This window comes from Planotetraspora thailandica (assembly GCF_016863335.1).
GTDB lineage: Bacteria > Actinomycetota > Actinomycetes > Streptosporangiales > Streptosporangiaceae > Planotetraspora > Planotetraspora thailandica.
Map to the genome: position 1 here is coordinate 20562 of NZ_BOOR01000089.1, position 13509 is coordinate 34070.

The following is a 13509-nucleotide window of genomic DNA, read 5'->3' on the forward strand; positions in this document are numbered from 1 at the left end:
GGTGCTCATGATTGGGTGCTGTCGCAGGTGAGCTGCGGCTCGGGCGCGTAGGTGGTCTGGAATTTCTGCCTCCTGACCACCTCGCCGTCCTTTTTGAAGATCCGCCACACGTCGATCGTGAACCCGTCGGCACCGGTCATGGGGATGCAGTCGGGTCCGGAGTCGGTGAGCACGGCAAAGCTCTTGGGGTTGTAGTGGGCCGAACTCTGCGACTCGATGTCGTACCGCTTGGTGCTCCAGAAGTTCACCGTGACGGACGTGTCCGTGTACGACGTCGTGATGAACACCCCGTACGGGGAGTCGTTGCGCCAGCGGAAGTCGGGCTGCGGGAAGGACACGGTCGACTCGCGCCCCGCCGGATAGCGCGAGATGTAGAACGTGTGCGGCGTGTGCTGGACGTCCTGGAAGCCGCCGAAGAAGACGGCGTTGAACATTGTCGTGGTGAACTGGGAGACCCCGCCGCCCACGTCGTCGACGTACCTGCCGTTGAGGATCATCGGCGCCTCGACGAAGCCGCGGGCCCGGTCGCGCTTTCCGACCAGGCCGTTGAGCGAGAACGTCTCACCCGGCATCACCACGTGGCCGTTCACGATCTCGGAGATGCGGTGGATGTTGGTGACGCGCGGGGCGCAGCACGGGTGCTGCGTGGTGAACGAGCTGACCTTCTCGGTGATCCCGAGCTTCCTGGCCTGCGCAGTGGTCAGTTCGGGTGTGCCGTTCTCGATGGGCACCACGATCGTGCGGCTCGCGCCCGTCGCGATGGTCTCGGCGACCGTACGGCCCAGCCCGGCGGCGTCGATCGCCTGCCCGGAGCGGGAGGGCACGACGCGCGGCTTCCCGCCGGAGATCTCGAAGGTGGCGTCGCGCGGGGCCTCGTCGGCGCCGATGAGCCGGGGCCGCAGGTCGGCGGCGAGCTTTTCCGCGTCGAACGACGGCTCCATCCGCTCCGGACCGGTCGTGACGAACCGCAAATGAGGAGCGAACTCCGCGGGCTCCAGCACGGCCTGGCGCGAGCCGTTCTTTAAGGTCAGCGGTTCGGCGACGGCCGTACGGGCGGACGTGCGCGCCACCGAGCGGACCATGTCGGCGGAGACCTGGGGGCGCACGACGGCGAGGGGGAGGGCGACCGGTTCCGGCGAACGCAGGAAGGCCGCGCGGAGCTCCCGCGAGGCCGCGGCCTGGTCGAGCGCCCGGCCGTCCCTCGGCAGCGTGACCCTGGGCTCCAGGTCCCGGTAGGCGACGGCGCCCTCCCTTACCGGCACGTCGACGTCCTCGGCGAGCCGCGCCACCCTGGCGGCGAACCTTTGCTCGTCCACGGCCACGCGAGGCGCGACCTCCTGCCCGCCGAGCAGCGTGCGCACGACGTCCGCCGGTGAGGGCCATCCCGCTCCGGCCGCGGCGACGCTCGCGCGGGCGTCCAGCGATAAGCCGAGTTCGGCGGGGGCCAGCGGCGTGCGCTCCACGATCCGCCCGGCGGCGACGAGGTGCGCGGTCAGCGGGCGTGCCGCCTGCGCCGCGACGCGTTCGCGCAGCCGTTCCTCTGCCGCGCCGGGCGCGAGCCCGCCGATGTCGACGCCCGCGACCGTGGTGCCGGGAAGCGTTTCACCCGCGAGGACCGCGGCGGCGGCAGCGTACCCCGCAGCCACGGCGGCGGCGACGCCCAGGGATACGAGGGTTACCCGGCGCAACCGCCTGCGAGCGTGCGCCGGCGCGGGAGTGGGAGTGGGAGTGGGAGTGGGATGCGAAGAAGCCATGACTGGCCCCATCGTACGGGCCGCCGCCTCCTCCGGCAGAGGGGAATGACATCTTGACGATCCAACATAGCCGGGTATAAACACATACGAAACAACATCGAAACGGCGGTGAATCAACAGCATGTACGCCGAGGAACGGCAGCAGGAGATCCTCCGTGAGGCCCGCGCCGCGGGGCGTGTGGACGTGGTGACCTTGGCGGAACAGTTCGGCGTCACGACCGAGACGATCCGCAGGGATCTGACGGTGCTCGAACGCGCGGGCGTGCTGCGCCGCGTGCACGGCGGTGCCATCCCCGTCGAGCGGCTCGGTTTCGAGCCCGCCGTCGCCGCCCGCGACGAGGTCATGACCGACGAGAAGGAGCGCATCGCCAAGGCCGCCCTTGCCGAGCTGCCGCAGGACGGCGCCATCGTCATCGACGCCGGCACGACGACGGGCCGGCTGGTTCAGGTCCTCCCGGCCGACCGCGAGCTCACCGTCATCGTCAACGCGCCGCCGCTCGCGACCGCACTGGCGACCCGCCCCAACCTCACCGTGTTCATGCTGGGCGGCAGGGTCCGCGGCCGCACGCTCGCCACGGTGGAGGACTGGGCGCTCGGGCAGCTGTCCCAGCTGCACGTCGACGTGGCCTTCATGGCCACTAACGGATGCTCGGTCGCCAAGGGGCTGACCACGCCCGATCCGGCGGAGGCCGCGATCAAACGTGCGATGGTCGCCTCGGCGCAGCGCTCGGTGCTGCTGGCGGACCACACGAAGTTCTCCAGCAACTACCTGGCCCGCTTCGCGACCCTGTCGGACATCGACGTGATCGTCAGCGACACCGGGCTCGACCTCGAGCTGGCCGCCGACCTCGCCGCCGCCGGGCCGGAGGTCGTGCGCGCATGATCCTCACCCTGACCCTGAACCCCAGCCTGGACCGCACGATCGAGATCGGCTCGCTGACCAGGGGCGCCGTGATCCGGGCCGCCGCCGCCCACCTCGACCCGGGCGGCAAGGGCGTCAACGTCTCCCGCGCGCTGCTGGCCAACCAGGTGCGTTCGTGCGCGGTCGTCCCGTTCGGCGGCGACGAGGGGCGCCAGCTCGTGGCGCTGCTGTCCGCGGAGGGCATCGACATGATCCCGGTCCCGGTGGCCGGCGCCACCCGGTCCAATGTCACCCTCGCCGAGCCCGACGGCACCGTCACCAAGGTGAACGAGCCCGGCACCGCGCTGAGCCCGGCCGAGCTCGACACACTGGGGGGCGCGGTGCTCGACGCCGCGCAGTCGGCCGACTGGGTCGTCGCCTCGGGCAGCCTCCCGCCCGGTGTGCCCGTCGACGTCTACGCCGACCTGTGCCGCCGCTTCACCGCCGCCGGCATCCAGGTGGCGGTCGACACGAGCGGTCCCGCGCTCGTCGAGGCGGTCGCCGCCGGCCCCACCCTGGTCAAGCCCAACCGCGAGGAGCTCGCCGAAGCGACAGGCACCCCCATCATGTGTGTCGGCGACGTCATCGCCGCCGCGGGGAAGCTGCGCGCGATGGGCGCGCGCTCGGTGCTGACCAGCCTGGGCGCCGACGGCGCGCTGCTCATGGAGGACGACCAGGTCTGGTACGGCGAGTGCCCCGTCGAGGCCCGGCGCAGCAGCGTCGGCGCCGGCGACGCGATGCTCGCCGGGTTTCTCGCCGCCGGGGCGCGCGGCACGCGGGCTCTGGCCGAGGGGCTCGCCTGGGCGAGCGCCGCGGTCGGCCTGCGAGGAAGCCGGATGCCCGCCCCGGCCGACATCGATCGTTCAGCCGTCCGGATCGGAGCTCCCGATCCGGCCCAGCCGCTTGTGTCCGGGGGATGAGAGCGGCACGCACCCACCCAGCACCACCCGCCCGGCCTGCCAGTCCGGGCGCCCCGGAAGGAGCACATCAGTTGGCCACTCCATACACCCCCGCGGTCCAAGGGACCGGGGTCCGGGCCTCCATCCAGAGGTTCGGCGGCCATCTCGCCGGCATGATCATGCCCAACATCGGTGCGTTCATCGCCTGGGGCCTGATCACCGCCCTGTTCATCCCGACCGGCTGGACTCCCAACGAGACCCTGGCCCAGCTGGTCGACCCGATCGTCAAGGTGCTGCTGCCCGTCCTCATCGGCTACACAGGCGGACGGATGGTCCACGGCCAGCGCGGCGCCGTCGTCGGAGCCGTCGCGACCATGGGCGTCGTGGTCGGCGCGGACGTCCCGATGTTCCTCGGCGCCATGATCATGGGCCCGCTCGGCGCGTTCGTGATCAAACAGGTCGACCGGATGCTCGGCGACCGCGTGAAGTCCGGCTTCGAGATGCTGGTCGAGAACTTCAGCGCCGGCATCGTCGGCGGCGTCATGGCCATCCTCGGAGTCCTGGCCATCGGCCCGGTCGTCAGCACGGTCACCAACGCCGCGGGCGACGTCGTGGAGTGGCTGGTGCACCATGAGCTCCTGCCGCTGGCGTCGGTTCTGATCGAGCCGGCCAAGGTGCTGTTCCTCAACAACGCGATCAACCACGGCGTGCTCACCCCGCTCGGCGTGGCGGAGTCGGCCGGCACGGGCAAGTCGATCCTGTTCATGCTGGAGTCCAACCCCGGACCCGGCCTCGGGCTCCTCCTCGCATACATGATGTTCGGGCCCCGGGCACTGCGGGCCAGCACCCCCGCGGCGATCGTCATCCATTTCCTCGGCGGCATCCACGAGATCTACTTCCCGTACGTCCTCATGAAGCCCCGCCTCATCCTCGCGACCATCGCGGGCGGCGCCGCGGGCATCCTCACCTTCCTGGTCACCGGTGCCGGTCTCATCGCCTCGCCGTCGCCGGGCAGCCTCTTCGCCTACTTCGCGGTGACGCCGAAGGGCGGCTACTTCGGCGTCATCGCCGGAATCGTCGTCGCCGCCGCCGTCTCGTTCGTGGTCGCGTCGGCGCTGCTGGGCTTCGGACGCAGGAACGGCGACGAGCAGGAGGACGCCGGGGCAGGCACCACGGAAGACACCACGACCGGCGGCGAGCCGGTCTCCGCGAGCAAGGAGGCGTGACCCGCATGGCCACCATCGACAGCAAGGACGTTCACAAGATCATCGTCGCGTGCGACGCGGGCATGGGCAGCAGCGTCATGCTGGCCAGTCAGCTCCGCAAGCAGCTGAAGAGCGCGTCGGTGCAGGTGGAGCACACCCCGGTCAACTCGATCCCCGCCGACGCCGACGTCGTCGTCTGCCACGCCGGGCTGGCCGCCCGCGCCCGGCAGAGCGCGCCGGACAAGGTGCTCGTCCCGTTCCAGGTGTTCATCGGTGACCCGGCGGTGACCAAGCTCGTCAACACCATTAAGAGCGGCGGCACCATCGATGGCTGAGACGGCCGCGCTGCCGCTCGACCCGCGGGCCGTACGGCTCGACGAGCACGCGGACGGCCGCGAGGAGGCCGTCCGCCGCTGCGGGCAGGTGCTCGTGGAGATCGGCGCCGCCGAGGAGAGCTACGTCGAGGCGATGCTCGAACGCGAGCGCTCGATCTCCACCTACGTTGGCGAGGGCGTCGCGATCCCGCACGGAACCCTGGTCGGCAAGGACGCCGTGCACCACGACGCGATCTGCGTGCTGCGCTTCCCGGAGGGCGTCGACTGGGACGGGGAACAGGTCACCGTCTGCGTCGGCATCGCCGCCCGGGGCGACGGCCACGTGGCCCTGCTGGCGGAGCTCGCCCAGATCCTGCTCGACCCTGAGCAGGCGCTGACTCTGCGGACGGCGACCGAGGTCTCCGAGGTCGTCGCGCTGCTGCAACCCAGAGAGGAATCATCCGAGTGAAGGTCGCCCGTTTCCACGCTCCCGGTGACATCCGGATCGAGGACGTGCCCGAGCCCCAGCCGGGCCCCGGCGACGTCAAGATCCGCGTCCGCAACTGCTCGACCTGCGGCACCGATGTCAAGATCTTCAAGTTCGGCCACCACCACATCAGGCCGCCGAGGGTCATGGGGCACGAGATCGCCGGAGAGGTCGTCGAGGTCGGGGCCGACGTGACGGGCTGGGGGCCCGGCGACCGAGTCCAGGTGATCGCCGCCATCCCCTGCGGGCGGTGCGAGGAGTGCCGGCGCGGCCGCATGACGGGCTGCCCCAACCAGGAGTCGATGGGCTACCACTACGACGGCGGCTTCGCGCAGTACATGGTCGTCCCGGCCAAGGTCCTCGCCGTCGACGGGCTCAACCGCATCCCCGAGGGGCTCGGCTTCGCCGAGGCCTCGGTGGCCGAGCCGCTCGCCTGCGTGCTCAACGGCCAGGAACTGGCCCGGGTCGGCGCCGGCGACGACGTGGTCGTCATGGGCTCGGGCCCCATCGGCTGCCTCCACGTACGGCTGGCCCGCTCGCGCGGCGCCGCCCGGGTGTTCCTCGTCGACCTCAACGCCGAACGGCTGGCCATGGCGGCGGACCTCGTACGGCCGGACGAGGCGATCTGCGGCGCGGACACCGACGTCGTCGACGAGGTGCTGAAGCTCACCGGCGGCAGGGGAGCCGACGTCGTCATCACCGCGGCCGCCTCCGGTGCCGCCCAGGAGCAGGCGCTCCAGATGACGGCACGGCAGGGACGCATCAGCTTCTTCGGCGGCCTGCCCAAGGACGACCCGATCATCCGGCTCGACTCCAACCTGGTGCACTACCGCGAGCTCACGATCGTCGGCGCCAACGGGTCCAGCCCCGCCCACAACAAGCGCGCGCTGCGGCTCATCGCGGACGGCTCGGTGCCGGTGTCCGACCTCATCACCCACCGGCTGCCCCTGGCGGAGGTCATGGACGCCATCGACATCGTGAGCCGCGGCGCAGCGATCAAGGTCACCATCGAACCCTAGGGAGCCCCAGATGCCGGAACGGACAGTGACCGTCGCCTCGCGGTCGGGCCTGCACGCGCGCCCTGCCAAGATCTTCGTTCAGGCGGTGGCCCGGCAGGGCACACCGGTGCGCATCCGCGTCGGAGACGGCAAGCCGGTCCCCGCCAACAGCATGCTGGCCGTGTTGTCCCTCGGCGCCCGGCACGGCGTCGAGGTCACGCTCGACGCGGACGGCCCGCAGGCCGAGGAGACCCTGGCCGCGCTGGCCGACCTGCTCTCCCGCGACCTCGACGCGGAGGACGGCACCGATGCCTGACGTGACGCCTGAGGTGGCGCCCACGGTGTTGCCCGAGGTGTTGCGCGGCCTGGGCATCAGCCCCGGCCGCGCGGCCGGGCGGGCCTACCGGATGGCGGGGCCGCCCGCCCTTCCCGCCGTCTCCGGGGGCTTTGGGGGATCCGCGGACCGCGCCGCCGACCCTGCCGCTGAGGCGGTGCTGGCGGTGCGCGGCCTTGAGGCGGCCGCAGGCGAGCTCGCCGCCCGGGCTGAGGCTGCGGCCGACCCGGCGGCGCGGGAGATCCTCGAAGCGCAGGTGATGATCGCCGAGGATCCGGTGCTGCGCGACGAGGTCGAGCAGCTCGCCGCCGAGGGCATGGACGCGGCGCACGCCGTCGACGCCGCGTGCGCCCGCCACCGGGAGGCGCTCCTCGCGGCCGGGGGATACATCGCGGAACGTGCGGCCGACCTGGACGACGTCAGGAACCGTGCCGTCGCCGCAGTGCTCGGCCTGCCGATGCCGGGCGTGCCGTCCCCCGGGCACGCGTTCGTCCTGTTCGCCGAGGATCTCGCGCCCGCCGACACGGTGAACCTCGATCCCGGCACGGTGCTCGCGCTCGTCACCGAGAAGGGCGGGCCGACCAGCCACACGGCCATCCTCGCCCGCGCGCTCGGGCTGCCCGCCGTGGTCGCCTGCGCGGGCGCGACGGCGGTCGCCGACGGCTCCTGGGTGTCGGTCGACGGCGGCGCCGGCGAGGTCCGTACGGGCATCGGTGAGGAGAAGGCCGCCGAGGTGGAGCGAGCCGCCCGCGCCGGCCGCGAGCGTCTCGCCACGGCGAGCGGTCCCGGCCGGACCTCCGACGGCCATCCGGTGAAGCTGATGCTCAACATCGGCTCGGTCGCCGACGCCCAGGCCGCATCCGGCGCGGAGGGCGTCGGTCTGTTCCGCAGCGAGTTCCTCTACCTCGGCCGCAGGTCCGCCCCCACTCATGAGGAGCAGGCCGGCGCGTACGCGGCGGTGCTGCGCGCCTTCCCCGGCGCGACGGTCGTCATCCGCACGCTCGACGCGGGAACCGACAAGCCTCTGCCGTTCCTCGGGCTGCCAAGCGAGCTCAACCCCGCGCTCGGGGTGCGCGGCCTGCGCGTCGCCCGCCGCCGGCCCGAGGTGCTGGACGCCCAGCTCGACGCGATCGCCGAGGCGGCCGCTGAGACGGGCGCTGAGACGGGCGGGCAACCGTGGGTGATGGCGCCCATGGTGACCACGGCGGAGGAGGCGGCCTCGTTCGCGCAACGGGCCCGCGTCCGGGGACTCACCTGCGTCGGCGCGATGGTGGAGGTCCCCGCCGCCGCCCTGCACGCCGACCGGCTGCTTCGCGAGCTCGACTTCCTCAGCATCGGCACCAACGACCTCAGCCAGTACACCTTCGCCTCCGACCGGCAGCACGGCGAGCTGGCCGATCTGCTCGACCCGTGGCAACCCGCCCTGCTCGAGTTGGTCGCCCGGTGCGCGGAGGCAGGCCTCGCCGCGGGCAAACCCGTCGGCGTCTGCGGGGAGGCCGCCGCCGATCCGCTGCTGGCCACCGTCTTCGCGGGGCTCGGCGTCACCAGTCTGTCGATGTCGGCCAGGAGCCTGCCCGCCGTACGGGACGCCCTGGCCCGGCACTCGCTCGATCAGTGCAGGCAGAACGCCGAGCTGGCCCTGGCGGCCACCGGCCCGGCGGCCGCCAGGCAGGCGGTCGCGGGGGTCAGGTGAGCGCGACCGCCGCCTCGCCCGTGTAGACGAGGAACGTCAGGCTCTCCTGGAGGTAGAGCCTGACGCTGGTCGCGTCATGGGATTCGTAGCCGACCGACAGGTCCTGCCCCACGTGGAGCTCGTAGTCGCCGCCCCGGGTGGTCAGCAGGAACGCGCCGCTGATCGCGGGCGCCCAGATGATGTCACCGTCGATGAGCCGGGCCAGGTGCTCGTGGATGGGGTATCCGTGGTCGGAGGTCTCGTTGACCAGCGTGTAGGCGTCGGCGCTGAGCGCGAGCGAGTACGGCCCGTCCACCCCGGCCAGGCGCAGCGTGGTGATGGCCTGGCTGATCGTGTTGGGATAGTCGCGCGCCTCGGCCGGGAGCGACAGCGGCGGGTTGGTCGAGCCCTGCCGGATGCCTCCGATGCCGGCGGCGGCGTACCCCTCGAAGATCGCCCGGTCCTCGGCGTAGGCCATCTTCCTGGCGGCCTCCTTGACCGGGTCCCAGTCGGCGTCCTTGGCGCCGCGCTCGACGTCGTCGACGGCCTGGCGGTTCACGGTGAACGGCACGCGCAACTCGACGAGGGGCTGCGACACGCGGAGCCGGGATTCGACCCCGGGCGCGGGCGGCTCCACGTGCGACAGGTGCCCGGTGGACACAGAGGACAAGGTGACACCGCCCGACTCGGGCACGTCGACCAGCCGGCGTCCCGCGAGATGCCGGATGAAGGTCCGGCGGACCTCGCTCTCCAGGTCGGCCCAGGCCGCTTCCGAGATGGGTGCGAGTTCGCGGTGGAGGTTGTTCATCGGGTGGTGCTCCTCTTGAGGTCGCCGATCTTGAGGTCGCCCGGCGCGGCCGCGCGCCGTACCGCAGGAGCGGGAGGTGGGTCGTCCAGGAAGTCCGCAGACGGGACGAAGAACAGGTTGCCCGTGACGGCGGTGGAGAAGTCCAGGATGCGGTCGTGGTTGCCCGCGGGATCTCCCACGAACATGTGCTCCAGCATCAACTCGGTGACCGACGGCGTGCTGGAGTAGCCGATGAAGTACGTCCCGAACTCCCCGCGCCCGGGGGCGCCGAACGGCATGTTGTCCCGCACGATCTGGCGCTCGGTGCCGTCGGGATCGGTGATGGTTGTCAGCGCCACGTGCGAGTCGCTGGGCTTGACCTCGTCCGGCAGTTCGATGTCGGAGAGCTTGGTGCGCCCGATCGCCCTCTCCTGCGCCTCGACCGGAAGGGCGTTCCAGGCGACCAGGTCGTGGATGTACTTCTGGATGATGACGTAACTGCCGCCGGTGAAGTCCGGATCCTGCCCGGGATCGTCCGCGCCGACGGTCACCGCGTCGTACGCGTCGAGGCCCTCGGGGTTCTCCGTGCCGTCGACGAAGCCGAGCAGGTCGCGCTCGTCGAAGTATTTGAACCCCTGCACCTCGTCGCGCACCGTGACCGCGCCCCGGAGCCGGTCCATGATCTGGGAGGCCAGCTCGAAGCACAGGTCCATCTGGCTCGCCCTGATGTGGAAGAGCAGGTCGCCGGGGGTGGACACGGCCTTATGCCGGGCTCCGGCGATCTCCCTGAACGGGTGGAGCTCGGCGGGACGCGGGCCGGAGAACAACCGGTCCCAGACGTCGGACCCGATGCCGGTGACGCACGTCAGGCCACCCGAGGGGATGCGGAAACCCACCGACCTGACCAGTCCCGAGATGTCGGGCAGGAGCTCGCGGACGACCGGCTCGCCGCCCGGGTCGACCGTGAGCACCAGGAAGATCGCCGAGCTGGTGAGCGGGCTCAGCACGGCCTGCGGCTGCGGGGCTCGATCCGTCACGACGTTTTCCCGGCCTTTCTCCGATGCGGTCAGGGGGACATTCAGGGAGGATATGACAGCCCGGCCCCCGCCTGTGGCGGCAGGGTAACGCCTCGGGTGCCTACGCATGCGTGCGGACGTGCAGCCGGCGGCTGAGGCCGATCAACGCCAAGCCGCCCACGACGGCGTAGATGCCGATGATCCACGCGATGGTCAGTGCGCCTGAATCCGGCCAGACCACGACGAGCAGGCCGAAGATCAGGGAGAGCGCGCCGGCAATGACGGACATGCCGGTGCCGTGCAGCCGGTCACGCATCATCAGTGCCGACACGATGCGCGTCACACCGGTGATCCCGGCCCAGATGCCGACGAGCAGGGTGAGGGTCAGCACGGTGACGCCGGGCCAGAACAGGGCCATCGCACCCCACACGACGCCCACGACCGCCTCGAGCACCAGAGGCGCACGATGACCCCGGGACGCGCGGAAGGCGCCGACCGACGCGAAGATCCCGTCCACGAGGGCGTAGGAGCCGAACACGATCGTCAGCACGAACAACGTCACGCCCGGCCAGACCAGAGCCATGAGGCCGAACAGCAGGGCCAGGACACCGCGGACGGTGAAGACCCACCAGTGGCGGGCGAGCAGACCGCCGGCGGGATCGTTGCCCGCCGGTGCCGGTGAGGCGGGGGCGCCGGTGGTTTCGGGTCGCATGCCGTACTCCTGAAACGCGCGAAGTGAGGGGGTGGCGTCCGCCTGCCGCGGCCGCCCGGAGGCGCCCGGCGGACGCCGGATCACATCCTGAGGCAACCGCCGGCCTCATGCATCAGTCATGTGACTTCACTTCCACCCCCCGCCTCCGGTGCGCCCGTGATCTCAGAGGCTGCTGCCGCTGGTCAGCAGGTCGTCGAGGCCGATACGCCGGAAGAAGTCGGCGCGGATGCGGTCGGCGACGGCCGAGACCACCTCGCTGCCGTCCCGGCTCGGGTCGACATGCACGCGCAGTGGCCTCGTGCCCGCGGGCAGGTCCACGACGTGGACGATGGCCTCCGCGACCTCGGACACGTCGGAGCCCGGCGGCATCAACGCCGCCAGCCGGGCGTTGACGTCGTCCATCAGGCTCGCGTACTTCTCGTCGTAGGCCGCGGCCCGGCCGGCGTCGGCCGGCCGTCCCGCGTGCAGGAAGTGGTTCGTGCCCTCCGTGTACGCGCCCGGGACCACGATCGAGGTCTCGATGCCGAACCGGATCAGCTCTCCCGCGTAGCTGACGGCGAGCGCGTCCATGGCGGCCTTCGCCGCGAAATACGGGCCGAGGAACGGCGGGCATCCGCCCCGCGTGCTCGAGCTGCCGACCCACAGGAGCAGGCCCTCACCTCGATCTCGCATGTACGGCAAAGCCGCACGGTTGACGCGCTGGGTGCCGAGCACGTTCGTGTCGTAGATCTCGCCGACCTGCTCGGGCGTGAACGCCTCCGCTGGGCCGAGCACCATGTGACCGGCGTTGTGGACGACGACGTCCAGACGTCCGTGAGCGCCGACGATCTCGTGGATCGCGTCGTCGGCGGACGACTGTGAGGCGACGTCGAGCTCGACGGATCGCAGATCGACGCTGTTTTCCCGGGCGTACTGCTCGAGATCGGCGACCGCGGCGGCGTTCCGTCCCTTGGTCTCACGGATGCCGGCGTACACGGTGTGACCTGCACGGGCGAGGGCGCGCGCGGTCAGCGCACCGAAGCCGCTGGACGCGCCGGTGATGACGACGATCTTGTTGGAGTTCATCGGGGGTTCCTTTCCGAGATTCCGGTCGCGCGTCAGATGGCGCCGCCGTTGGCCCGGATGACCTGGCCGTTCACCCAGTGGCCCGCGGGGCTCACGAGGAACGCGACGACCGCGGCGATGTCCTCCGCCGTGCCGAGGCGCTCCAGCGGGGGCGCGGAGGCCAGCCGGCTGAGGTTCTCCTCGGTGTTGTTGTCGAAAAGCAGGTCGGTGGCCGTCGGGCCGGGGGCCACGACGTTGACGGTGATGTCGCGGCCGCGCATCTCACGGGCGAGGATGAGCGTCATGGCCTCCACGGCGCCCTTGCTGGCGGCGTATCCGCTGTAACGCGGGAAGGCGAGCCCGACGACCGACGACGAGAAGTTGATGATCGCGCCGCCGGGCCGCAGGCGCCTGACGGCCTGCTGGGAGACGACGAACGGGCCGCGGATGTTGATGCGGTGCATCTCGTCGAGCACACGGAGATCCAGATCGGCAAGCGTCGACAGGTCCATCCGGCCCGCGGCGTTCACGACGACGTCGACCCCGCCGTAGGTCTGCTCGGCCAGGTCGAACATGGCGGACACGGCCTGCTCGTCGGCCACGTCGGCACGCACCGCGATCGCCTGCCCGCCGCTTTCAGTGATCTCCTTCACCGTCGCCTCGGCCTTGGCATCGTTCGAGCCGTAGTTGACGATCACTGCGAACCCGTCCGCGGCGAGCTGCTTCGCCGTCTGGTTGCCGATGCCCCGAGAGCCGCCGGTGACGATGGCGACACGAGTCTGGTTGGTGCTTTCGCTGGTCATAGCCGTCTCCTAGATTCCGGGCGGATATCGTTGCTTACGCCCTTGTGTTAGCGACGATACCACGCAGACGGCATCGACGCTAACGCAGACCTGATATCGGTGATACTTCTTCGCTTGACGCGCGGTTTCCGCGATGGCGCTTCGACGCTCGGCCGCCCTCTCCACCACGAGTCGGTACGGCGTGGCTCGGAGCTGTCCTCGGCCAGAAGGAGCGGTCGGGAGCCGGTGCCGGTGGCGGTGGCGGTGGCGGTGGCGGTGGCGGTGGCGGTGGCGGTGGCGGTGGCGGTGGTGGTGGTGGCGGCGGTCAAAGGCCGCTGCGGCGAGGTCCGTCTGCCTGTGTGAGCCGTCTGCTTGCCGGGCGTGCGCGATCATCGTCCGGGGCGGGTGTGGGACATCACTCCCGCGCCGTCGGCCGATGCCCATGCGTAATCCCTGGTGAACTTCTGCTTCGGCCGCGTGTGCTGGGCCTTGCACCGGCTGTTGAGGCGGTCGTTGTCAGTGTTTCCCGCTTTGGCGGCAGGCCTACGTCTTCAGGGTGGGTCATCGCCCGTTGCTGGGACCGTCGGTGTCGTTCGGCGGTGTC

Annotated in this window: 15 protein-coding genes; 9 read left to right on the forward strand and 6 right to left on the reverse strand. The window is 71.2% G+C overall.

Annotation, left to right across the window (positions count from 1 at the left end; genetic code table 11):
- Positions 1-5 precede the first annotated feature (5 nt).
- A complete protein-coding gene (locus tag Pth03_RS39415; RefSeq protein WP_203949627.1) occupies positions 6-1754 on the reverse strand; it encodes a VanW family protein in 1749 nt (582 codons plus the stop codon).
- A gap of 121 nt (positions 1755-1875) precedes the next feature.
- Between Pth03_RS39415 and Pth03_RS39420 the strand changes: the two genes are divergently transcribed.
- The 8 genes from Pth03_RS39420 (at position 1876) to ptsP (ending at position 8585) form a co-directional block, all read left to right on the forward strand.
- Positions 1876-2637 carry a DeoR/GlpR family DNA-binding transcription regulator gene (locus Pth03_RS39420; protein WP_203949628.1) on the forward strand — a complete coding sequence of 254 codons (762 nt, stop codon included), beginning with the start codon at positions 1876-1878 and terminating at the stop codon, positions 2635-2637.
- On the forward strand, positions 2634-3575 hold the full coding sequence (gene pfkB, locus Pth03_RS39425; RefSeq protein WP_203949629.1) for a 1-phosphofructokinase: 942 nt from the start codon (positions 2634-2636) through the stop codon (positions 3573-3575). Before Pth03_RS39420 ends, pfkB begins: the two co-directional genes overlap by 4 nt.
- 71 nt (positions 3576-3646) lie before the next feature.
- Positions 3647-4780, forward strand: coding sequence for a mannitol-specific PTS transporter subunit IIC (gene mtlA, locus Pth03_RS39430; RefSeq protein WP_239119731.1), 1134 nt, complete (start codon positions 3647-3649; stop codon positions 4778-4780).
- A gap of 5 nt (positions 4781-4785) precedes the next feature.
- Positions 4786-5094: a PTS sugar transporter subunit IIBC family protein gene (locus tag Pth03_RS39435; protein WP_203949631.1), complete on the forward strand. Its 309-nt coding sequence runs from the start codon at positions 4786-4788 to the stop codon at positions 5092-5094.
- Positions 5087-5542 carry a PTS mannitol transporter subunit IIA gene (locus tag Pth03_RS39440; protein WP_203949632.1) on the forward strand — a complete coding sequence of 152 codons (456 nt, stop codon included), beginning with the start codon at positions 5087-5089 and terminating at the stop codon, positions 5540-5542. Before Pth03_RS39435 ends, Pth03_RS39440 begins: the two co-directional genes overlap by 8 nt.
- Positions 5539-6579 carry a zinc-dependent dehydrogenase gene (locus tag Pth03_RS39445; RefSeq protein WP_203949633.1) on the forward strand — a complete coding sequence of 347 codons (1041 nt, stop codon included), beginning with the start codon at positions 5539-5541 and terminating at the stop codon, positions 6577-6579. Before Pth03_RS39440 ends, Pth03_RS39445 begins: the two co-directional genes overlap by 4 nt.
- A 10-nt stretch (positions 6580-6589) precedes the next feature.
- Entirely contained in the window at positions 6590-6874 is a 285-nt protein-coding gene (locus tag Pth03_RS39450) for an HPr family phosphocarrier protein (RefSeq protein ID WP_203949634.1), read from the forward strand.
- The gene (ptsP, locus tag Pth03_RS39455) at positions 6867-8585 is read left to right on the forward strand and encodes a phosphoenolpyruvate--protein phosphotransferase (RefSeq protein WP_203949635.1); all 1719 of its coding nucleotides are present in this window, start codon (positions 6867-6869) and stop codon (positions 8583-8585) included. Before Pth03_RS39450 ends, ptsP begins: the two co-directional genes overlap by 8 nt.
- Here ptsP and Pth03_RS39460 read toward each other — a convergent pair.
- The 5 genes from Pth03_RS39460 to Pth03_RS39480 form a co-directional block, all read right to left on the reverse strand.
- A complete protein-coding gene (locus tag Pth03_RS39460; RefSeq protein ID WP_203949636.1) occupies positions 8578-9372 on the reverse strand; it encodes a family 1 encapsulin nanocompartment shell protein in 795 nt (264 codons plus the stop codon). The genes ptsP and Pth03_RS39460 overlap by 8 nt on opposite strands.
- Entirely contained in the window at positions 9369-10388 is a 1020-nt protein-coding gene (locus Pth03_RS39465) for a Dyp-type peroxidase (protein ID WP_239119733.1), read from the reverse strand. Before Pth03_RS39465 ends, Pth03_RS39460 begins: the two co-directional genes overlap by 4 nt.
- A 100-nt stretch (positions 10389-10488) precedes the next feature.
- Positions 10489-11079: an HdeD family acid-resistance protein gene (locus tag Pth03_RS39470; RefSeq protein WP_203949638.1), complete on the reverse strand. Its 591-nt coding sequence runs from the start codon at positions 11077-11079 to the stop codon at positions 10489-10491.
- Between the two features lie 162 nt (positions 11080-11241).
- Positions 11242-12144: an SDR family NAD(P)-dependent oxidoreductase gene (locus Pth03_RS39475; RefSeq protein WP_203949639.1), complete on the reverse strand. Its 903-nt coding sequence runs from the start codon at positions 12142-12144 to the stop codon at positions 11242-11244.
- 32 nt (positions 12145-12176) lie between these two features.
- Positions 12177-12926, reverse strand: a complete 750-nt coding sequence (locus Pth03_RS39480) for an SDR family oxidoreductase (RefSeq protein ID WP_203949640.1) — start codon at positions 12924-12926, stop codon at positions 12177-12179.
- A gap of 114 nt (positions 12927-13040) precedes the next feature.
- Here Pth03_RS39480 and Pth03_RS39485 point away from each other — a divergent pair, with 114 nt between their 5' ends.
- The gene (locus Pth03_RS39485) at positions 13041-13268 is read left to right on the forward strand and encodes a hypothetical protein (RefSeq protein WP_203949641.1); all 228 of its coding nucleotides are present in this window, start codon (positions 13041-13043) and stop codon (positions 13266-13268) included.
- Positions 13269-13509 lie beyond the last annotated feature (241 nt).